We start from the raw sequence: 19,228 nt of genomic DNA on the forward strand, positions 1-19,228 counted from the left end.
TGGATCGGACCGGCCGCCTTCGCGGCCGTTTGCCGCAACCCGCCTTCTTGTTCCGGAGCGCGGATTGTGGGAATACCCCCGCGACGGCGCGGGAGACGTGTGCCCCGACATGGGGCATCCCCGCGCAAGGGACAAGATCACGCTAGGACGAGGCGAGGGGCCGACCGGATGGACCTGATGAAGCATTGCAGACAGATGTGGGCCGGCCTCGCCGCTCTGACCCTGGCCGCCCCCGCCGCGGCGCAGACGCTGGTCGAGGCGGTCGATCCGCTCGAGGGACTGGAGATCATCGGCGAACCGGTTCCGGGCGCGATGGGCTGGCAGCCCGCCGCGACCGAGCTGGCGCGCGAGATCCACTGGCTGGACGGCCTGCTGCTGGTGATCATCAGCGTCATCGTGATCTTCGTGCTCGGCCTGCTGGCCTACGTGATCCTTCGCTACAACGCGCGGCGGAACAAGACGCCCGCGACCTTCACCCACAATTCCCCGCTGGAGATCGCCTGGACGATCGTGCCGATCGTGATCCTGGTCTTCATCGGCGCCTTCTCCCTGCCGGTCCTCTTCAATCAGCAGGAGATCCCGGAGGCCGACATCCGCATCAAGGTGACGGGCTACCAGTGGTACTGGGGCTACGAATACCCCGAAGAGGACATCGCCTTCGAGAGCTACATGATCGGGGCCGGCATGGGGAACCTGTCGCCCGAGATCAGCGAGCAGCTGACCGAGGCGGGCTATTCCGACAGCGAGTTCAAGCTGGCGACCGACACCGCCGTCGTGGTCCCGGTCGGGGCGACCATCGTGATGGACGTCACCGCCGCCGACGTGATCCATTCCTGGACCATCCCCGCCTTCGGGGTGAAGCAGGACGCCGTACCGGGCCGGATCGCGCAACTGTGGTTCGCGGCCGAGCAGGAAGGTGTGTATTTCGGCCAGTGTTCCGAGCTTTGCGGACAGGCCCACGCCTACATGCCGATCACCGTGAAGGTAGTCTCGCCCGAGGCCTATGCCGCCTGGGTCGAACGGGTCCAGACCGACGGCGACTACCGCGCCTGGTGAGCCGACAGGCGGGGGCCCGCCCCCGCACCCCGATACGCGCCGGCCGCGGCTCTTCCCGCCGCGCCGGTCCCCCGGAGAGACGATGACCGACGTGTCCCTGAACGACGGCCTTGACGACGGCAGGACCCCGGAGGCGGGGTTCGGCGACTACCTCGCGCTGCTCAAGCCGCGGGTCATGTCGCTGGTCGTCTTCACCGCGCTGGTCGGGCTGCTGGTCGCGCCGGCGCCGGTCCATCCCTTCGTCGGCTTCGTCGCGATCCTGTGCATCGCCATCGGCGGCGGCGCGTCCGGCGCGCTGAACATGTGGTGGGACGCCGACATCGACGCCCGGATGAAGCGGACCCGCGGCCGCCCGGTCCCCGCCGGCCGGGTCGAGGCGGGCGAGGCGCTGGGCCTCGGCGTCGCGCTCTCGGGCTTCTCGGTGCTGATGCTGGGCCTCGCGACGAACTGGTTCGCCGCCTCGCTGCTCGCCTTCACCATCTTCTTCTACGCCGTCGTCTACACGATGTGGCTCAAGCGCTCGACCGCGCAGAACATCGTCATCGGCGGACTGGCGGGGGCACTGCCGCCGCTGGTCGGCTGGGTCGCCGCGACCGGCGCCATGGCGCTGGAGCCGTGGCTCATGGTGGCGCTCGTCTTCATGTGGACGCCGCCGCATTTCTGGGCGCTCGCGCTGTTCGTGCGGTCCGATTACGGCGATGCCGGCGTGCCCATGCTGACCGAGACGCATGGCGCCCGCGCGACCCGCAACCACATCCTCGCCTATGCGCTCCTGCTCGCCCCAGTGGCGCTGGCGCTCGGTCTGACCTCGGTCGGGGGGCCGATCTACCTCGCCGGCTCGATCGCGCTCAACGCCGCCTTCGTGGCGGGCGCGGCGCGGGTCTGGCGCCGCGACCAGGCGACCGCCGAGGCCGACCGCTTCCTGGCCGAGCGCAAGCTGTTCAAGCTGTCGCTGTGGTATCTCTTCCTCCATTTCGGCCTGCTCATGGTCGAGGCGACGCCGCTCGTCGTCCGGCTGGAAGGAGCGGTCGCATGGCTCTGAGGGTCGAGCACGAGATCCACCGCCGCCGGCGCGGCCGCAATGTGGGCCTGCTGGTCGTGCTGATCGGATTCGTCGGGATCGTCTTCGGCCTGACGGTGGTCAAGACGCTGAACCTCGGCTCGGCGGCCGAGATGGAACGTTTCGACCACGTCGCCCGCCCGGCGCTGGACGTCGCGGCCGAGCGAGAGGCGGCAGACACGACGGACGCGGCCGCCCCGACAGACCAGGGCGAGGAGGAAACGCAGCGATGAAGACCCCCTTCGACCGGATCCGCGACCCCAACCTGCGCACGGCCGCGATGGCCGGCTCGGTCGTCGTCTTCATGGGCGCGATGGCCTGGGCCGCGGTGCCGTTCTATTCGTGGTTCTGCGCCGTCACCGGCTTCGGCGGCACGACCCAGGTCGCCAGCGAGGAATCCGACCGCATCCTCGACCGCACGATGCTCGTGCGCTTCGACGCCAACGTGGCGCCCGACATGCCGTGGGAATTCCGGCCCGTCCAGACCGAGATGCGCGTGCGCATCGGCGAGAGCGGGCTGGCCTTCTACGAGGCGACGAACACCTCCGACGTGCCGGTGGCGGGGCAGGCCAGCTTCAACGTGGCGCCCTATTCGGTCGGCGCCTTCTTCGACAAGGTCCAGTGCTTCTGCTTCACCGAGCAGGTGCTGCTGCCGGGCCAGACCGTGCAGATGCCCGTCAGCTTCTACGTCGATCCCGACCTCGTCGATCACCGCGAGGCGAAATACGTCCGCGAGCTGACGCTGAGCTACACCTTCTACGAGATCGACCTGCCCGAGAACTGGCAGGAGGGGGCGGAGGCGACCGCCGCGCAGGAGCAGGCGGCGCTGTCGCCGGAATTGACCGAAAGCCGCCCGTCGGCCATAGACCAGAACTGAATACGCCCCCGGCAAAGGGGGCGGAGAGGGACGAGAGACCGGACAAGATGGCGCACGCAAAGAACCACGACTACCACATCATCAACCCGTCGATCTGGCCCTTCCTGCAGGCAGTCTCGGCCTTCGTCATGCTGTTCGGGGCGGTGCTCTGGATGCGGGGCGTCACGCCCTTCATGTTCGCTATCGGCTTCGTCGGCACGCTCTACGTCATGTATGCCTGGTGGGCGGACGTGGTGCGCGAAAGCCGCTCGGGCGACCATACGCCCGTCGTCGTGATCGGCCTGCGCTACGGCGTGATCATGTTCATCATGTCCGAGGTGATGTTCTTCGCCGCGTGGTTCTGGGCGTTCTTCAAGAACGCGCTCTACCCGATGGGGCCGAACTCTCCCGCCCAGGACGGCGTCTGGCCGCCGGAGGGGATCATCACCTTCGATCCCTGGCACCTCCCGCTGATCAACACGCTGATCCTGCTCTGCTCGGGTGCGGCGGCGACCTGGGCGCACCACGCGCTCGTGCACGAGAACAACCGCAAGGACATGAAGTGGGGCCTGATCCTCGCCGTCGTCCTCGGCGTGATCTTCACCTTCTTCCAGGCCTACGAGTACAGCCACGCGGCCTTCGGCTTCGCCGGCAACGTCTACGGCGCGGTCTTCTTCATGGCGACCGGCTTCCACGGCTTCCACGTCATCGTCGGCACGATCTTCCTGCTGGTCTGCCTGCTGCGGCTGCAGGCCGGTGACTTCACCCCGACCAAGCATGTCGGCTTCGAGGCCGCCGCCTGGTACTGGCACTTCGTCGACGTGGTCTGGCTGTTCCTCTTCGCCTCGATCTACATCTGGGGTGCCTGAGCCGGCCGGCCGTGCCGCCGGCCGCCTGATCCGGACGCGCGGGGGGCGAGGGCTGCCCGCGCGTTTTTCCTGTCCGACATCCGGGGCCCCATGCGCCGTCTCCTCTTTCCCCTGATCCTCGGCGTCGCCGGCACGGCGGCGCTGGTCGCGCTGGGCCTCTGGCAGCTGGCGCGGCTGGACCAGAAGGAGGAGATGATCGCGCGGATCGACGCGGCCATCGCCGCCGATCCGGTCCCGCTGCCTGCCGCGAGCGAGGATTACCTCGCCGTCGCCGCGACCGGCCGTGTCGTGGGGCCGGTCATCCGCTTCGTCTACTCGGCCGAGGCCGAGATGGCCGTCGCGGTGCTGGAGGCCGGGGAAAGGCGGGTGATGATCGACCTCGGTCTCGTCCCGGTCCGGACCGACCTGCCCCTGCCGGAAGGCGAGGTCGCAGTCACCGGCAATCTCGAATCGCCCGAGGGCAACGGCAGCCCCGTCCGCCTCGACCAGCCCAATGCCCGCCCCGCCCGTGACCTGGAGGGCATGGCGCAGGCGCTGGGGACCGAGCCGATCCTGCTGGTCGTCCGCGAGATGGACCCGCCCCTGCCGGGGGCGACGCCGCTGCCGGTGGGATCGGACGGCATCCCGAACAATCACCTGGGCTACGCGATCCAGTGGTTCGGCATGGCGCTGGTCTGGGCGGTGATGTCCGTCTTCCTGATCCTGCGGGCCCGCCGCCCCGATCCCGGCGTGGCCCGCGACACCGAGGAGCCCACCTGATGCGCTATGTCTCGACCCGCGGCCGGGCCCCGTCCCTCAGCTTCGAGGAGGCGATGATGACCGGCCTCGCCCGGGATGGCGGCCTCTACGTCCCCGAGGAGATCCCGTCCTGGAGCGCGGAGGAGATCGCCGCCCTTGCCGGCCTGCCCTACGAGGAGGTCGCGCTGCGCGTGCTGCGCCCCTTCGTCGCCGGCAGCTTCACCGACGACCAGCTTCGCCCGCTGATCGCCCGCGCCTACGAGGGGTTCGGCCACCCCGCGCGCGCGCCGCTGCGGCAGCTGGCGCCGAACCACTTCCTGCTCGAGCTGTTCCACGGGCCGACCCTGGCCTTCAAGGACTTCGCCATGCAGCTGATCGGCCAGCTGATGCAGGCCGCGCTTGCGCGGTCGGGCGAGCGGATCACCATCGTCGGCGCGACCTCGGGCGATACCGGCAGCGCCGCGATCGAGGCGTTCCGGGGCCTGTCGAACGTCGATGTCTTCATCCTGTTCCCCTCCGGCCCCCGGGTGTCGGAGGTGCAGCGCCGGCAGATGACGACGCCGGGGGAGGACAACGTCCATGCCCTCTCGCTCGACGGCGATTTCGATGCCTGCCAGGCGCGGCTGAAGGACATGTTCAACGACCACGCCTTCCGCGACCGGGTGCGGCTGGCGGGCGTGAACTCGATCAACTGGGCGCGGGTTCTGGCGCAGGTCGTCTACTACTTCACCTCCGCCGTCGCGCTCGGCGCGCCGCACCGGCCGGTCAGCTTCACCGTGCCCACCGGCAATTTCGGTGACGTCTTCGCCGGCTACGTCGCCAAGCGGATGGGCCTGCCGATCGACCGGCTCGTGGTCGCGACGAACCAGAACGACATCCTTCACCGGACGCTCCAGACCGGAGAGCAGCGCAAGGCGGGCGTCACGCCCTCGATCAGCCCGTCCATGGACATCCAGGTCAGCTCGAACTTCGAGCGGGTGCTGTTCGACGCCTATGGCCGCGACGGCGACGTGACCTCCGCGCAGATGCGGGCGCTGGCCGAGGAGGGCGGCTTCGCGGTGGGGCAGGGCGCCTGGGAGTACCTCAGGGAGCAGTTCGACAGCGGCCGCGCCAGCGAGGACGAGACCTCCGCCACCATCGCCCGGACCCGCGCCGCCACGGGCGAGACACTCTGCCCGCATACCGCCGTCGGCGTGCATGTCGCGGAGGCGCATCTGGGCGCCGTCCCGATGATCACGCTCGCCACCGCGCATCCGGCCAAGTTCCCGGACGCGGTCGAGGCGGCGACGGGCGACCGGCCGCCCCTTCCCTCGCGCATGGCCGACCTGTATGACCGCCCGGAACGAGTGACGGATGTGCCGGACGACCTCGCCGCGCTCCAGGATCTCATCCTGTCGAAGGTATCCGCGTGACAGTCCGCCTCCACACCCTGCCGAACGGTCTGCGGATCGCGACCGAGGACATGCCGGGTCTGAAATCGGCCTCGATCGGGATCTGGGTGACGGCGGGCGGGCGGCACGAGCGGCCCGAGGAGAACGGGATCGCCCATTTCCTCGAGCACATGGCCTTCAAGGGGACGAAGACGCGCTCGGCCCTCGCCATCGCCGAGGCGATCGAGGATGTGGGCGGCTACATCAACGCCTATACCAGCCGCGAGATGACCGCCTACTACGCCCGCGTCCTGGGCGAGGATGTCGGCCTGGCGCTGGAGGTGATCGCGGACATCCTGCTCAATCCCCGCTTCTCCCCCGAGGAGATCGAGGTCGAGCGCGGGGTGATCCTGCAGGAGATCGGGCAGGCGCTCGATACGCCGGACGACATCATCTTTGACTGGCTGCAGGAGGTCGCCTATCCCGACCAGGCGCTGGGGCGCACCATCCTCGGCCCGGCCGAGCGGGTCGGCGCCTTCGACCGCGCGGCGCTGGCCGATTTCGTGGCCGAGCATTACGGGCCCGAGCGGATGATCCTCTCCGCCGCCGGCGCGGTGGATCACGACGAGATCTGCCGCGCGGCCGAGCGGCTGTTCGGCCACCTGGAGCGGCGGGGCGAGCGCAAGCCCTTCGAGCCCGCCCGCTTCGCGGGCGGAGAGAGGCGCGTCGACAAGGGGCTCGAGCAGGTCCATTTCGCGATGGCCTTCGAGGGCCCGCATTACCGGTCGGACGACATCTATTCCGCGCAGGTCTGGGCCACCGCGATGGGCGGCGGCATGTCCTCGCGCCTGTTCCAGGAAGTGCGCGAGAACCGGGGCCTGTGCTACACGATCTTCGCCCAGGCCGGCGCCTACGAGGATACCGGGCTGGTCACCATCTATGCCGGCACGTCCGCGGCCGAGATCGCGCCCCTGTCGGACCTGACGATGGCCGAGATCCGGCGCTCGGCCGACGACATGAGCCTGGCCGAGATCGACCGCGCCCGGGCCCAGATGAAGGCCGGGATGCTGATGGGGCTGGAAAGCCCCTCGCACCGGGCGGAGCGGCTGGCGCGGATGATCGCGATCTGGGGCCGGGTGCCCGATCTCGACGAGGTGGTCGGCCGGATCGACGCGGTCAGCGTGGAGGACGTGCGCGCCTTCGGCGCCCGGCTCGCGGGGGAGGGCCGGCTGGCCTTGACCCTCTACGGACCGGCGGAGCGGGCCCCCGGCCTCGCCGCCTTGAAGGACAGGCTCGCCGCCTGATGTTCGCGCGGCGGCCGAAGCTGCAGATCGAGACCGAGCGTCTCGTCCTGCGCCCGCCCCAGCATTCGGATTTCCGTGCGTGGACGAGCCTGCGCGCCGACAGCGCCGACTTTCTCAAGCCGTGGGAGCCGACCTGGGCGGCCGATCATCTCGGCCGGAAGAGCTTCACGAACCGGGTCTACTGGGCGCAGCGCGCCATCGCGCAGGAACGGGCGCTGCCGCTCTTCCTCGTGCGCAGGCAGGACGGGCAGCTCGTCGGGGCGATCACGCTGGACAACATCCGGCGGGGACCCGCGCAGGCGGGCACGACGGGCTACTGGATCGGACAGCCCTTCGCCCGGCACGGCTACATGCGCGAGGCGATCCGGGCGGTCGTCCATCACGCCTTCACCCGGATGGATCTCAGCCGGATCGAGGCGGGTTGCCTGCCAGAGAACACGCCCTCGCGCCGCCTGCTGGAGAGCTGCGGCTACAAGTACGAGGGCGTGGCGCAGAGCTACCTGCAGATCGCCGGACGCTGGCGGAACCATGTCCTCTACGCCAACCTGCGCGCCGATCGCCGGGGCCGGACCGAGGCCGGCTGACCCGGTATGGCCCGGCGCCCGGACTTGGGCGCTCGCGGCCCGGGACGACCGCGCCATCGCAGCGCGGGTCTACGCGCCTTGCGTGCCTCCAGACCGCGCCCCCGCCTTTCCTGCGTGCCGGCCCTCCTCTGCCCCGGCAGTCGGCGACCTGGCGATCCCCCACGATGGGGTTGCCGGCATCGGACCGGGGCCCCGCCTGCCACGGGCCGCCCGACGCGTGCCGGCGCGCAGGCGAGACGCCCGTCACCCCGGACCTGCCCCGCGGCGCGGCCGATCCCGTCGCCCGCCCGACCGGCAGCAGGCTGCGGCAAGCCTGCTGGCCGGGACCCGGGCCGCCTCCAGCCTCGACCTCGCGCCCGGCTCCGTTTCCCGCCCCCGGCGGGCGGCCACCCTCGCGCGAGCGTGATCCCGGCGGCGGCGTGGAGCGGGTTAGCGTGGCGCCCATGCTGCGCCATCTCCTCCCCGCCGTCCTCCTGCCGCTGCCCGCCCTCGCGCAGGAGCGGATCCCGTCCCATTGCCTCGCCTTCGCCGAGGGGCCGGCCCGGCTGCAGACGGCCGCATGGACCGACCCCGTCGCCCCGGACAGCGTGCGGCTGACCTATGTCGACCACTCGATGGTGCTGATCCAGACGCCCTCGCTGCGGGCGGTCACCGATTTCAACGGATATCTGGGCAACGTGGACCTCGTCCCCGACGTGGTGACGATGAACCGCGCCCACACGACCCATTTCACCCGCGTCCCCGACCCGGCCATCCCGCATGTGCTGAACGGCTGGGGCGAGGCGGGGGCGGCGGCCGCGCACGATCTCGACCTCGGCGAGATGCGGATCCGCAACGTGCCGACCGATATCCGGAACGGCCGGGGGGGACGGATTCCGGACGGCAACTCGATCTTCCTGTTCGAGGCGGCGGGACTCTGCCTCGGCCATATGGGGCATCTGCATCACGAGCCGACCGAGGAGGATTACGCCGCGATGGGCCGGGTCGACGTCGCGATGGTCGCGGTGGACGGAGGGCTGACCCTGCCGATCGAGGAGGTGATCGCGACGATGGAGCGCCTCCGGGCCTCGGTCGTGATCCCGATCCATGCCTTCGGTCCCGTCCCGCTCGGCCGCTTCGCCGACGGGATGGCCGAGGCGGGGTTCGACGTGGTGCGGCTGGAGGGCGCCGAGCTGGTGATGTCGCGCGAGCGCCTGCCGTCGCGCCCGACCGTGATGATCCTCGAGCCGTCCTTCCTCGGGGAGTGAGCCGCCCCGCGCCTGCCCGGCGCCGCGCGCATCGGGGACCGGCGGCCGCGGTATTTGCGACCCTGCGAAGGAGGGGGGCGGGCGCCCGGGATCCGGGGCGGGGGGCAGCCGCCGCGGGACCCGCTCGGGGGCGCGCCGCGTGCCCCGGAGGGCCGGACGCGGCCGGGACGTACGCGGGCGGCCCGCCCGGCTCGCGCGCGTGGCGCTTGCGCAGGGTGGGGCGGCCGTGCTTCCTCGCGCCATGCCGAAAGACGCCACCCCCGACTTCGTCGCCGCGCTCGCCGCCGACATCCCCGGCCTCGCGATCCGCGGGGAGCCCGCCCGCTACCACGAGGAGCCACGGGGTCGCTGGGCCGGGCGGGGGCCGGTCGTGGCGCCGGGCTCGACCGGGGAGGTGGCGGCCCTCGTCCGGGCCTGCGCGGCGGCCGGGGTGGGGATCGTGCCCTGGGGCGGGGGCACCGGCCTCGTCGGCGGCCAGATCGCGGCCGAGGGGGCTGTGCCGCTGATCGTGACGCTCGAGCGGATGGCGGCGATCCGGCAGGTCTGGCCGGAGGAGAACGTGCTCGTGGCCGAGGCGGGCGCGATCCTCGCCGACGTGCAGGACGCGGCCGAGGGGGCGGGGCGGCTGTTCCCGCTCTCGCTCGCCTCGGAAGGGTCGGCGCGGATCGGCGGACTTCTCGCGACCAATGCGGGCGGCACCGCGGTGCTGCGCTGGGGCAATGCCCGCGCGCTCTGCCTCGGGATCGAGGCGGTGACGCCGACGGGCGAGATCTGGCACGGGCTGACGCGGCTGCGGAAGGACAATACCGGCTACGACCTGCGCGACCTGCTGATCGGGGCCGAGGGCACGCTGGGGATCATCACCGCCGCCGCGCTGAAGCTGGTCCCGCGCCCCGCCTCGGAAGGGGCCGCGCTGATCGCCGTTCCGGGCCCCGGGGCGGCGCTGGAGCTGCTGGCGCTCGCGCAGGCACGGGTGGGCGAGGGCGTCTCGGGGTTCGAGCTGATCTCGGCCGCCGGACCCGCCTTCCTGCGCGAGACGGGCTTCGACATCGCGATGCCGATGGATCCGATGCCGGACTGGTCGGTCCTCGTCGATCTCGGCCTCGGCGCGGGGCAATCGGCGGCGGAGGCGCTGGAGGGGCTGTTCGAGGCGGCGATGGAGGCAGGCCTGGCCGTGGACGGCGTCCTCGCCACCTCCGAGGCGCAGCGCGCCGCGCTCTGGCACCTGCGCGAGAGCATCCCGCTCGGCAACCGGGCCGTCGGCGCCATCGCCTCGCACGACGTGTCGCTGCCGCTGAGCGAGATCGCGGGCTTCGTCGCCGAGGCCCCGGCCGAGCTGGCGCGGATCGCCGAGATCCGCATCAACTGCTTCGGGCATCTCGGCGACGGCAACCTGCATTACAACGCCTTCCCGGTCCCGGGTCGGCGGCGCGAGGATTACGCCGCCGTCAAGGGGGACATCCAGCGCTGCGTGCACGACATGGTCGCGGCCCGGGGCGGCTCGATCAGCGCCGAGCACGGGATCGGCCGGCTCAAGGTCGCGGATCTGGAGCGCTACGGCGACCCGGCGAAGCTCTCGATGATGCGCGCCGTCAAGGCGGCGCTCGACCCGGCCGGGATCATGAATCCCGGCGCGGTGCTGCGGCCGCCTCAGCGGGGATAGTGCCGCCGGAGGGCCGCCCGGTCCTGCGCGCCGAGGCGGGTGACGCTGTTGCTGTCCTCCGAGAAGACGCTGTCGCGCTCGTAGGCGGGATTGCGGATGTCGATCATGAAGCCGAGCGACTGGGTCAGTTCCTCCAGCAGGACGGGATAGACCTCGTCCTGCGGCAGGTCGTCGGCCATCAGGATCCGCCCCTCGGTGATCCGGTGGCGGCCGTCCCACCAGATGTAGACGAAGGCCGCGCCCATCGTGCTGCCTTCGAGGTCGGGGATCCCCGACCCGGCGATCCGCTCGCCGTTGCCGTAGTTCAGCGGGGTGACCGTGATGGCGGGGGGCAGGCCCTTCGCCTCGGCCCGGACGAGGCGGATCGCGGCGCCGGCCGAATTGATCTCGGCGATGGCCCGCGAGAGCGCGCCCTCGAGATCGGCCGCGAGCGCCGGAGAATAGCCCGGCGGCGGCGGGGCGAGGGCGATCGGCAGGGCCCGCGCCGCCTCGCGCGGCCAGCGGACGAAGGGCATGTCGCACTCTCCGCCGGGCGGGGCGCCGCAGGCGACGAGACGGTAGAATTCCTCGTCCGTCAGGCGGCCATGCGTGGCGATGTAATCCTCCTGCGCGGCCACGGGGCCGGCGGCCAGCGCGAGGCAGAGGGCCGCCGCCCTCACAGCACCCGCCCCGCGACGCTGCGCAGTCGCCCGACCAGTGCGGGGTCCCGCCGGTCCGGCGCCGTCATCACCGCATGGTCGAGCGCGCGGTCGCAGCCATGCGGGCAGGGGCCGGCGGGGCCGAGACGGGCGGGCAGGGCGTCGGCCGCCGCCTGCGCGCGGGATCCGTTCGCCTTCAGCACCGCCAGCACGGCGGCCACGTCCACCGCGTCATGTCCGGGGTGCCAGGCGTCGTAATCGGTGACCATCGCGATCGAGGCGTAGCAGATCTCGGCCTCGCGGGCGAGCCGCGCCTCGGGCATGTTCGTCATTCCGATCACGTCCGCGCCCCAGTCGCGGTAGAGCCGGCTCTCCGCCCGGGTCGAGAATTGCGGACCCTCCATCGCGAGATAGGTGCCGCTGCGATGGACGCGCGCCCCCGGGGCCTCGGCCGCCGCCGCCGCGATCCCGGCGAGGCGCGGACAGACCGGACGGGCGAGCGAGACATGCGCGACGCAGCCCGCCCCGAAGAAGCTGGCGGGGCGGTCCCGGGTCCGGTCGATGAACTGGTCGACGATCACGACATCGCCCGGCGCCATCTCCTCCCGGAAGGACCCCACTGCCGAGATCGAGACGAGGTCGGTCACGCCGGACATCTTCATCGCGGCGATATTGGCGCGGTAGGGCAGGTCGCCCGGGGCGTGGACATGGCCGCGCCCGTGGCGGGGCAGGAAGACGACGTCGATCCCCGCAACCTCGCCGCGCAGCACGGCGTCGGAGGGCGCGCCCCAGGGCGTCTCGATCTCCTCCCACCGGCCGCCCTGCAGCCCGTCGATCCCGTAGACGCCGCTGCCGCCGACGATGCCGAGTCTGCGTGTCATGCCGCCTGCCCCTTCTCCCCTGGCGGAGAGCATGACCAGCGCGCGGCGGCGTGGCAAGATCGCCGGCGCCGGACGGGCTGGTCCCGCAGCGCGGGCGACCGGGGCCGCCGGGGCCACCGCGGGTCAGGGGCAGATGGGGCCGCGATCCTCGCCGCGCAGCGACTCGGCATAGGGGCGGCCGTCGGGGCCGGTCGCCTCGTAGATGGCGCAGCCGTCCGGATCGTAGCCGATGCGCGCATCCTCGTAGCCCAGTCTCGCGTCGACCCGCTGGAAGGCGGCAACCTCGGCGCTGGGCAGCATGTCGTCCCGCAGGTTCTCGGGAACGGCGGTCGGGATTGTCGTCTCGCAGGCGGCGAGGAGCATCGCCCCGCCGAGAAGGTGGATCGCTGTCTTCACGTCGTGTCCTCGTCGCTCGCGGCGGTCCGGGCCGCCGGCCCGGTTCCCTCGGCGAGGCAATGCCGGAGGGGGGCGCAGGTTCCGTCCGGACGGATGGGGCGCGGGTGAAGGACGGCCCTGACCGGCCCGGATCACGGGCGGAAATCTCTGGCCCTGATTGCTGTTCCCGATTACCGGCCCCGACTACTGCCCCGGGCGCGTCAGCGCGAAGGTCTCGGTGATGCGGGCGTAGTCCTTGTAGCCGAGGCGGGTGAGCGGCTCGTAGCGCGCGTAGTCGACCAGGCCCTCGGCCAGCACGGCCTCGTCGATATGCACCCCCGTCACCTCGCCGAGGACGAGGAAGTTGTGCGCCCCCTTCAGCGTCACGATCTCGGTCAGACGGCATTCCAGCGCGGCGGGGGCGGCGGCGACGCGGGGGCAGTCGATGCTCTCGCATCCGGCCTTCTCGAGCCCGGCATGGGCGAATTCGTCCGTCTCCCTCGGCCAGGGGCCGGACGTCGCGTTCATCGCGTCGCGCAAGGCGTAGGAGACGATGTTGACGCAGAAGACCCCGGTCGCGCGGATGTTCGCGACGCTGTCCTTGGTGTCGCCGCGATCCTCCTTGGCGGAGGTCGAGGCGAACATGATCTGCGGCGGGGTGTAGGCCACCGCGTTGAAGAAGGAATAGGGCGCGAGGTTGTGCGAGCCGTCCGCCCCCCGGGTCGAGATCCAGCCGATCGGGCGGGGGCTGACCAGCGCGTTGAAGGGGTTGTGCGGCAGGCCGTGGCCATCCTCGGGTCGGTAGAACATGCGGGCGGATCCTCGTGTGGCGTCAGGGGCCTGCGCCGGCGGCGCGGATGGGGCGGGCCCCGATCTGGAACCCGACCTAGCCGCGTGCTAGGCGCGGGTCCAGCTTCGACGGGGACGCCATGGCCGGGCCGGGATACCATCTGCGACAGGAGCGGCCGGCGGACTGGTGGGAGGTCGAGGCCCTCTACGATACCTGTTTCGCGCCGGGGCGGACGGCGCTCTCGTCCTACCGGCTGCGCGAGGGGGTCGATCCGGTCGCGCCGCTCTGCCTCGTCGCGCATGACGGCGAGGGGGTGCTGGCGGGGGCGATCCGGGTCTGGCCGGTGCGGATCGGCGGCGGGCCGGCGGTCGGGGCCGACGGGACGCGGGATCGGGGGCCGGCCGGCCCCGACCCGCAGGGGGGGCACGGGGGCGGCGGCTGGCCCGCGCTGCTGCTGGGGCCGGTCGCGGTCCATCCCACGCGGCAGGGCGAGGGGCTGGGCGCGCTCCTGATGTTCCGGTGCCTCGGCATCGCACGCAACATCGGCTGGGCCCGGGTGATGCTGGTGGGGGATTACCCCTATTACCGCCGCTTCGGCTTCCGCAAGCTGGCGGGGGTGGAGATGCCGCCCCCCACCAATCCCGACCGCGTTCTGGGCATCGCGCTGTCCCCCGGCGGCTGGGTCGGCGTGACCGGCGAGGTGCGGCGCGCCCCCGACTGAAGGCGCACCGTCATGGCCGCCGCCGGACCGGTCTCCGATCGGCGCACTGGCGCATCGGCGCGGCGGGGACCGACCGGGCCCGCCCGCGCTCTGCCGCGATGGGCGCGGGGGCGCGCCGCGAGGGCAAGCGCCCGCACGAGGGGACGGCGCCCCGCTGCGGATCGTGCCGCCGCGCCCGGGGATCCGCCCGGGCAGGCCGGGCCCGCGTTCCCGCGCGCCGGAAGGGCCCCGCGCGCGTCGCCGGGGGGGGGGGCGGCGCGATGCTCGGCGCGCCGCCCGGGTCCCGTGACGGAGCCGCGGGTCCCCTCGGCGGCCGGCGCCGCGCCCTGCGATCCACCTTCGCGGGAGATTGATCGCGGGCCCGCGACCCCCCATCTTCGGTGCCATGAGCGATCCCGAGAGCCGCCCCCTGCGCGACGTGAACCCCGACCATCCGCCCGCCCCGCTGACCGAGGCGGCCCGGACGGAGATTGCCGGCCTCGCCCGGCGCCAGCGCGCGGCGAACGGGGTGGTGATGCGTGTCATCTCGCTGGCCGGCAAGCAGGTCGAGGACGGGATGAAGTTCCTACCCAAGGGCGCGCGCGGCCAGATCGAGGGGGCCGCGCGCTCGGCCCTGTCGCGGGCCTACGACGCCGCCGCCGCCAGCCGCCGGGGGCCGCTCGCCGCACGGGTCGGCACCGACTGGCATCACCGCGCGCTCGGCACCGTCTCGGGCGCGCTGGGCGGGGCGGGGGGCCTGCCAACCGTCCTCGCCGAGATTCCCGTCACGACGGCCGTGATCTTCCGCGCCGTGCAGGGCGTGGCCGAGGCGCATGGCGAGGATCCCACCGCCGAGGCGACGCGCGCCGAATGCCTGCGCGTCTTCGGCGCGGGCCTGCCGGGAGAGGCGGATGACGGGATCGACACCTCCTTCATCGGCGCGCGGCTGGGCCTGACCGGCCCGGCGATCCACACGCTGATCGGCCGGGTCGCGCCGCGCTTCGCCGCCGTGCTGGGTCAGAAGCTCGCCGCCGGGGCCGTGCCGCTGGTCGGGGCGGTGGCCGGAGCCGGCATCAACTACGCCTTCGTCGATTACTACGTCGAACTCGCCCACGTCCATTTCGGCCTGCGCGAGCTGATCCGCGAGCATGGCGAGGCGCAGGTGCTGGATGCGTTCCACGCCGAGCTCGCGCGCGCCTCTGCGCCGGTGACCCGCGCCTGATCCCGCGCCCGGGCCGGGGCGGCCTGCGTCGGAGCCGGGTCTTCGCCCGGTCGCCTCAATCCGGAGCAGGGGGCTGGGCGGCGATCCAGTCCGTGACCGCCTCGCGCACGTGGTGGCCGCGGTTGCGGGCGGCCTCGATGATGCCGCGCACCTCGCCCAGATGGGCGCGGCGCAGCAGGTGCTTGACCGGCCCGATCGAGGCCGGCCGCATCGACAGCGTCCGAAAGCCGAGCGCGGCGAGGACCAGCGCCTCGACCGGGCGGCCCGCATCCTCGCCGCAGAAGGAGAGGGGGGTGCCGTTGGACCGGCACCGTTCGACGATCGTGTCGAGCAGGTTGAGGAAGCTGACGTCGAGCGTGTCGTAGCGCCGGCGCACCCGCTCGTTCTCGCGGTCTGCGGCGAAGAAGAACTGCTTGAGATCGTTGCCCCCGACCGACAGGAAATCCACCTCGCGGAAGAAGCTGTCATTGGCGAAGACGAGGCTCGGCGTCTCGAGCATCGCGCCGACCTCGACGCTTTCGGGCAGGAGGTGGCCGAGGATCCGCTCGCGCTCCATGGCCTTGTCGAACTCGTCCCGCGCGGCCCGGAACTCGCGCGGATCGGCGATGAAGGGGAACATGACGCTCAGCGGCCGCCCCTTCGCGGCGCGGATCAGCGCCTGGAGCTGCATCCGCAGCACGCCCGGCTTGTCGAGTCCCACCCGGATCGCCCGCCAGCCCATCGCCGGGTTCGGCTCGTCCGTGGGCTTCATGTAGCTCAGCACCTTGTCCGAGCCGATGTCGAGCGTGCGGAAGGCGACGCGCTTGCCGCGCGCGCTGTCCATCACGTGCGAATAGATGGATTCCAGCTCGCCCCGCTTGGGCATCTGGTTGCGGACGAGAAACTGCAGCTCGGTCCGGAACAGCCCCACCCCTTCGGCCCCCGAGGAGGGGAGCGAGGGCAGATCCGCGATCAGGCCGGCATTCATGTGCAACCCGATCGTCGTGCCGCAGCGCGCCGTCGCGGGCTCGTCCCGGATCGAGGCATAGCGCTCCATCGCGCGGGCCTGCATCGCGATCTTGTCCGCGAAGGCGTTCTTCACCTGCTCGTCGGGGCGCAGGTGGACGATGCCCTGATCGCCGTCGACGAGGATCGTGTCGCCGTTCAGCGCCTCGGTCAGGATGCCGCGGGCATGGATCACGAGCGGGATCGCCCAGGCGCGGGCGACGACGGCGGCATGGCTGCCGACCGACCCCTCCTCCAGCACGATGCCCTTCAGCCGCTTGCCGTAGTCGAGCAGCTCGCCCGGCCCGATGTTGCGCGCGACGAGGACGGGCCGCTCGGGCATCTCGGCCCCGGTGTCGCGGCCCTGGCCGGTCAGGATCCGCAGCAGCCGGTTCGACAGGTCGTCGAGGTCCGACAGCCGCTCGCGCAGATAGGGGTCGCCCGCCTGCGCCATCCGGACGCGGGCCTGCGACTGTTCCTTCTCGACGGCCGCCTCGGCGGACAGGCCGCTTTCCACGTCGGCCTCCATCCGCCGCATCCACGAGCGGGAATTGGCGAACATGCGGTAGGTCTCGAGCACCTGCACCTGCTCGGCATCCATCGTGCGGGCGGAGGAGAGCATGTCGTCCACCGACAGCCGCAGCCGGTCGACCGCCTCGCGCAGGCGCGTCAGCTCGGCCTCGGGGTCGTCCGAGACGGGATTGGTGACGACGACGCGCGGCTCGTGCAGCCAGACCCGGCCCTGGGCCGCACCTTCCTGCCCTTGGGTGCCGCGGAACATCGCCGCGCGGGTATGGCGGGCCGACAGGGCGGCCCCCTCGCCGGTGAAGGCGCCGAGCTCGGTCATCTCGGCCAGCACCATCGCCACGACTTCCAGCGCGTAGACCTCGTCGGCCGTGTATTCGCGCGCATCCTTGGATTGCACGACGAGGACGCCCAGCGTGTCGCCGAGCCGCTGGATCGGGATCCCGCAGAAGGACGAGAACCGCTCCTCCCCGGTCTCGGGCATGTAGCGGAAGCCGCGTGCCGAGGGGGCGTCGGCGGTATTCACCGCGATCCGGGTCCGGGCGACGCGCCCGACGAGACCCTCGCCGAGGCGCATGCGGGTCTGGTGCACGGCGCCCGCATCGAGTCCCTCGGTCGCGCAGAGCTCCAGCGTCTCGGGGTCGCGGAAGAGGTAGATCGAGCAGACTTCGGTCTGCATCGACGAGGCGATGAGATGCACGATGCGGTCGAGCCGCTCCTGCCCGGCGCTGTCCTCCGCCATGACGTCGCGCAGCCGGCCGAGGAGCTTGCGGCTCTCCGTCTCGGTGCGGGCATCGGCCATGGCGGGTCCTCGAAACGCTTCGTTTCCGTCGCCCGCTTAGATCACAGGGGCCGGGGCGGCGGAAAGGACAAAGTCCCGCCCGCCGCCCTGCCGTCAGCGCAGATCGTCGTTGATGAACAGCAGCTGCTCGCCCTGCACCGTCCAGGCGACGATGTCCGCCACCTCGTATCCGGCACCGACCAGCGCGTCCCGCAGCAGGGGGGTGCCGGCGATGAGGGATTGCAGGTCCATCGTGTATTGTGGATCGTCCGCGAGCGCCTGGTAGAGCCCCAGCCCGTTCTCGGCCCCTTCGCCGGGCAGTGCGCTGAGATCGACCACGTCGATTCCCGTCACGCCGTCCAGATCCTCTGCCGTGAGGTCCATCTCGCCGGTGCGCAGGCCCGAGACGAGCGCGCCGTAGGTCAGGCCCTCGGCGTCCTCGTCGGTCGCGTATTCCTCGTCATAGTCGACGATCCCGTCCTCGACGATGTCCTCCTCCGGCACGACGTAGATCCGGCGAACGACGACCACGGTGTCCTCGCGATACTCCCCGGGCGCGGCGCGGCGGAGCTGGCCCGGGGGCGTGCCGCCATGGCCCGGCGGAACGAAGTCGCGGTTGCCATTGCCGTTACCGTTGCCGTTTCCGTTGTTGCGTCCGTTCCCGTTCCCGTTCCCGTTCCCGTTCCCGTTCCCGTTCCCGTTGCCATTCCCCTGGGCGTCGAGCGTGGGGGCGGCGAGGGCGAGGGCGGCGGCGGCCATTGCGGCGAGTTTCGTCGTTCGCATGAGCATGGATCTTCTCCTGTCAGGGTCTTGCCCCATTGCCGGCTGAACCGACCGGACCGACCTGCCGTTCCCGGCCCGCGGCTGTGCCGGCCGAACTTCGCCGGGCCGGAACGCAGGAAGGGGCGCGCGGCGCGCACCCCTTCCCTGACCGGTCCAAGGTCTCTTCCGGGGGGTCAGGCCCGGTCGTCGATGACCAGCGTCAGCCTGCCTCCGCTGCCGCTGCTCCAGGCCACCACGTCCGAGGCGGTGTAGTCGTTCGCCTCCAGCGCGTCGCGCACCGGCTCGGACGCGTCGAGCTCGGCCACGAAAGAGGCCATGTCGGCGCTCTCTGCCGAGATCGCATTGTCGAGCGCCTGGCCGTTCTCGGCGCCATTGCCGTTCAACTCGGACAGGCGAACGAAGGCGACGCTCTCCGCGCTTTCCACCAAGCCGATGGCGGTGCGGGCGGCGTCACTGTCCTGCGCGCGCAGGCTGGCGATCACCGAGCCGTAGCTGTCGAAACTGCCGGTCCAGTCCGGCGCGGCCCCGGCGTCGGAAGAGAGGTCGGCCCCGGCCTCCCCTTCGGTGGACATCGTATCGTCCATGCCGGTCGCCTGCCCGTTGCGGTCGGTCGCCGTCGACTGGGCGATCGCGCTCCCCGACAGGGTGCCTGCGATCAGGGCGATGGCGGCGAGTTCGAGATTCCTGCGCATCGGTTCGTCCTCCTGCGTTCTGCTCTCGTGGAGCGCTGGGTCCGTCCGTCCGGGGTGGGACGGGGCACCGGCGCCTTGCAGGAACAGAACGGCGAGCAGGATGACGGGTT

At 71.8% G+C, this 19,228-nt stretch carries 20 protein-coding genes; 13 read left to right on the forward strand and 7 right to left on the reverse strand.

Annotated elements, in window-relative coordinates; genetic code table 11:
* Nucleotides 1-168 precede the first annotated feature (168 nt).
* The 11 genes from coxB to BUE30_RS14485 all read left to right on the forward strand — a co-directional run bounded on the left by coxB (nucleotide 169) and on the right by BUE30_RS14485 (nucleotide 10,747).
* On the forward strand, nucleotides 169-1,056 hold the full coding sequence (gene coxB / locus BUE30_RS14435) for a cytochrome c oxidase subunit II (RefSeq protein WP_083601402.1): 888 nt from the start codon (nucleotides 169-171) through the stop codon (nucleotides 1,054-1,056).
* An 82-nt stretch (nucleotides 1,057-1,138) separates the two neighbouring features.
* Nucleotides 1,139-2,098, forward strand: coding sequence for a heme o synthase (gene cyoE / locus BUE30_RS14440; protein ID WP_073332472.1), 960 nt, complete (start codon nucleotides 1,139-1,141; stop codon nucleotides 2,096-2,098).
* Nucleotides 2,089-2,349 (forward strand): hypothetical protein, encoded by a 261-nt coding sequence (locus BUE30_RS14445; RefSeq protein WP_073332476.1) that lies wholly within the window; start codon nucleotides 2,089-2,091, stop codon nucleotides 2,347-2,349. The genes cyoE and BUE30_RS14445 overlap by 10 nt, the downstream gene beginning before the upstream one ends.
* The gene (locus BUE30_RS14450; RefSeq protein WP_073332481.1) at nucleotides 2,346-2,993 is read left to right on the forward strand and encodes a cytochrome c oxidase assembly protein; all 648 of its coding nucleotides are present in this window, start codon (nucleotides 2,346-2,348) and stop codon (nucleotides 2,991-2,993) included. Before BUE30_RS14445 ends, BUE30_RS14450 begins: the two co-directional genes overlap by 4 nt.
* A 47-nt stretch (nucleotides 2,994-3,040) precedes the next feature.
* On the forward strand, nucleotides 3,041-3,841 hold the full coding sequence (locus BUE30_RS14455; RefSeq protein WP_073332484.1) for a cytochrome c oxidase subunit 3: 801 nt from the start codon (nucleotides 3,041-3,043) through the stop codon (nucleotides 3,839-3,841).
* A gap of 90 nt (nucleotides 3,842-3,931) precedes the next feature.
* Nucleotides 3,932-4,600 (forward strand): SURF1 family protein, encoded by a 669-nt coding sequence (locus BUE30_RS14460; RefSeq protein ID WP_073332488.1) that lies wholly within the window; start codon nucleotides 3,932-3,934, stop codon nucleotides 4,598-4,600.
* Nucleotides 4,600-5,991, forward strand: a complete 1,392-nt coding sequence (thrC, locus tag BUE30_RS14465) for a threonine synthase (protein WP_073332491.1) — start codon at nucleotides 4,600-4,602, stop codon at nucleotides 5,989-5,991. The genes BUE30_RS14460 and thrC overlap by 1 nt, the downstream gene beginning before the upstream one ends.
* On the forward strand, nucleotides 5,988-7,253 hold the full coding sequence (locus BUE30_RS14470) for a M16 family metallopeptidase (RefSeq protein WP_073332494.1): 1,266 nt from the start codon (nucleotides 5,988-5,990) through the stop codon (nucleotides 7,251-7,253). Before thrC ends, BUE30_RS14470 begins: the two co-directional genes overlap by 4 nt.
* Nucleotides 7,253-7,837 (forward strand): GNAT family N-acetyltransferase, encoded by a 585-nt coding sequence (locus tag BUE30_RS14475; RefSeq protein ID WP_073332499.1) that lies wholly within the window; start codon nucleotides 7,253-7,255, stop codon nucleotides 7,835-7,837. Before BUE30_RS14470 ends, BUE30_RS14475 begins: the two co-directional genes overlap by 1 nt.
* A 443-nt stretch (nucleotides 7,838-8,280) precedes the next feature.
* Nucleotides 8,281-9,084 (forward strand): MBL fold metallo-hydrolase, encoded by an 804-nt coding sequence (locus tag BUE30_RS14480; protein WP_073332503.1) that lies wholly within the window; start codon nucleotides 8,281-8,283, stop codon nucleotides 9,082-9,084.
* Nucleotides 9,085-9,325: 241 nt separating this feature from the next.
* Nucleotides 9,326-10,747, forward strand: a complete 1,422-nt coding sequence (locus BUE30_RS14485; protein WP_073332508.1) for an FAD-binding oxidoreductase — start codon at nucleotides 9,326-9,328, stop codon at nucleotides 10,745-10,747.
* Here the strand turns inward: BUE30_RS14485 and BUE30_RS14490 are convergent.
* From BUE30_RS14490 to BUE30_RS14505, 4 genes are all read right to left on the reverse strand, one after another.
* Nucleotides 10,735-11,406 (reverse strand): DUF2927 domain-containing protein, encoded by a 672-nt coding sequence (locus BUE30_RS14490; protein ID WP_073332512.1) that lies wholly within the window; start codon nucleotides 11,404-11,406, stop codon nucleotides 10,735-10,737. The genes BUE30_RS14485 and BUE30_RS14490 overlap by 13 nt on opposite strands.
* On the reverse strand, nucleotides 11,403-12,266 hold the full coding sequence (locus tag BUE30_RS14495; RefSeq protein ID WP_073332516.1) for an S-methyl-5'-thioadenosine phosphorylase: 864 nt from the start codon (nucleotides 12,264-12,266) through the stop codon (nucleotides 11,403-11,405). Before BUE30_RS14495 ends, BUE30_RS14490 begins: the two co-directional genes overlap by 4 nt.
* A 123-nt stretch (nucleotides 12,267-12,389) precedes the next feature.
* Nucleotides 12,390-12,662, reverse strand: a complete 273-nt coding sequence (locus BUE30_RS14500; RefSeq protein WP_073332521.1) for a hypothetical protein — start codon at nucleotides 12,660-12,662, stop codon at nucleotides 12,390-12,392.
* Nucleotides 12,663-12,845: 183 nt separating this feature from the next.
* Complete coding sequence (locus BUE30_RS14505; protein ID WP_073332525.1) at nucleotides 12,846-13,451, reverse strand: flavin reductase family protein; 606 nt, start codon at nucleotides 13,449-13,451, stop codon at nucleotides 12,846-12,848.
* Nucleotides 13,452-13,570: 119 nt separating this feature from the next.
* Between BUE30_RS14505 and BUE30_RS14510 the strand changes: the two genes are divergently transcribed.
* A complete protein-coding gene (locus BUE30_RS14510) occupies nucleotides 13,571-14,152 on the forward strand; it encodes a GNAT family N-acetyltransferase (protein WP_073332530.1) in 582 nt (193 codons plus the stop codon).
* Between the two features lie 385 nt (nucleotides 14,153-14,537).
* Nucleotides 14,538-15,353 carry an EcsC family protein gene (locus BUE30_RS14515; RefSeq protein ID WP_073332534.1) on the forward strand — a complete coding sequence of 272 codons (816 nt, stop codon included), beginning with the start codon at nucleotides 14,538-14,540 and terminating at the stop codon, nucleotides 15,351-15,353.
* A 55-nt stretch (nucleotides 15,354-15,408) separates the two neighbouring features.
* Here the strand turns inward: BUE30_RS14515 and ptsP are convergent, their stop codons facing one another.
* From ptsP to BUE30_RS14530, 3 genes are all read right to left on the reverse strand, one after another.
* Nucleotides 15,409-17,664 carry a phosphoenolpyruvate--protein phosphotransferase gene (ptsP, locus tag BUE30_RS14520; protein WP_073332539.1) on the reverse strand — a complete coding sequence of 752 codons (2,256 nt, stop codon included), beginning with the start codon at nucleotides 17,662-17,664 and terminating at the stop codon, nucleotides 15,409-15,411.
* Nucleotides 17,665-17,757: 93 nt separating this feature from the next.
* Nucleotides 17,758-18,426 carry a hypothetical protein gene (locus BUE30_RS14525; RefSeq protein ID WP_139300577.1) on the reverse strand — a complete coding sequence of 223 codons (669 nt, stop codon included), beginning with the start codon at nucleotides 18,424-18,426 and terminating at the stop codon, nucleotides 17,758-17,760.
* 173 nt (nucleotides 18,427-18,599) lie between these two features.
* Complete coding sequence (locus BUE30_RS14530) at nucleotides 18,600-19,118, reverse strand: hypothetical protein (RefSeq protein WP_073332549.1); 519 nt, start codon at nucleotides 19,116-19,118, stop codon at nucleotides 18,600-18,602.
* Nucleotides 19,119-19,228: the final 110 nt, after the last annotated feature.

Origin of the sequence: Wenxinia saemankumensis (assembly GCF_900141735.1) — a bacterium.
Classification (GTDB): Bacteria; Pseudomonadota; Alphaproteobacteria; order Rhodobacterales; family Rhodobacteraceae; genus Wenxinia; species Wenxinia saemankumensis.

What these genes read in the sequence shown, in the direction of transcription:
- thrC (WP_073332491.1), top strand. Translation starts at nt 4,600, where the DNA reads ATGCGCTATGTCTCGACCCGCGGCCGGGCCCCGTCCCTCAGCTTCGAG.
- BUE30_RS14510 (WP_073332530.1), top strand. Translation starts at nt 13,571, where the DNA reads ATGGCCGGGCCGGGATACCATCTGCGACAGGAGCGGCCGGCGGACTGG.
- BUE30_RS14505 (WP_073332525.1), bottom strand. Translation starts at nt 13,451, where the DNA reads ATGTTCTACCGACCCGAGGATGGCCACGGCCTGCCGCACAACCCCTTC.
- BUE30_RS14495 (WP_073332516.1), bottom strand. Translation starts at nt 12,266, where the DNA reads ATGACACGCAGACTCGGCATCGTCGGCGGCAGCGGCGTCTACGGGATC.
- BUE30_RS14475 (WP_073332499.1), top strand. Translation starts at nt 7,253, where the DNA reads ATGTTCGCGCGGCGGCCGAAGCTGCAGATCGAGACCGAGCGTCTCGTC.
- BUE30_RS14450 (WP_073332481.1), top strand. Translation starts at nt 2,346, where the DNA reads ATGAAGACCCCCTTCGACCGGATCCGCGACCCCAACCTGCGCACGGCC.
- coxB (WP_083601402.1), top strand. Translation starts at nt 169, where the DNA reads ATGGACCTGATGAAGCATTGCAGACAGATGTGGGCCGGCCTCGCCGCT.
- BUE30_RS14445 (WP_073332476.1), top strand. Translation starts at nt 2,089, where the DNA reads ATGGCTCTGAGGGTCGAGCACGAGATCCACCGCCGCCGGCGCGGCCGC.
- ptsP (WP_073332539.1), bottom strand. Translation starts at nt 17,664, where the DNA reads ATGGCCGATGCCCGCACCGAGACGGAGAGCCGCAAGCTCCTCGGCCGG.
- BUE30_RS14455 (WP_073332484.1), top strand. Translation starts at nt 3,041, where the DNA reads ATGGCGCACGCAAAGAACCACGACTACCACATCATCAACCCGTCGATC.
- BUE30_RS14525 (WP_139300577.1), bottom strand. Translation starts at nt 18,426, where the DNA reads ATGCGAACGACGAAACTCGCCGCAATGGCCGCCGCCGCCCTCGCCCTC.
- BUE30_RS14530 (WP_073332549.1), bottom strand. Translation starts at nt 19,118, where the DNA reads ATGCGCAGGAATCTCGAACTCGCCGCCATCGCCCTGATCGCAGGCACC.
- cyoE (WP_073332472.1), top strand. Translation starts at nt 1,139, where the DNA reads ATGACCGACGTGTCCCTGAACGACGGCCTTGACGACGGCAGGACCCCG.
- BUE30_RS14515 (WP_073332534.1), top strand. Translation starts at nt 14,538, where the DNA reads ATGAGCGATCCCGAGAGCCGCCCCCTGCGCGACGTGAACCCCGACCAT.
- BUE30_RS14485 (WP_073332508.1), top strand. Translation starts at nt 9,326, where the DNA reads ATGCCGAAAGACGCCACCCCCGACTTCGTCGCCGCGCTCGCCGCCGAC.
- BUE30_RS14460 (WP_073332488.1), top strand. Translation starts at nt 3,932, where the DNA reads ATGCGCCGTCTCCTCTTTCCCCTGATCCTCGGCGTCGCCGGCACGGCG.
- BUE30_RS14480 (WP_073332503.1), top strand. Translation starts at nt 8,281, where the DNA reads ATGCTGCGCCATCTCCTCCCCGCCGTCCTCCTGCCGCTGCCCGCCCTC.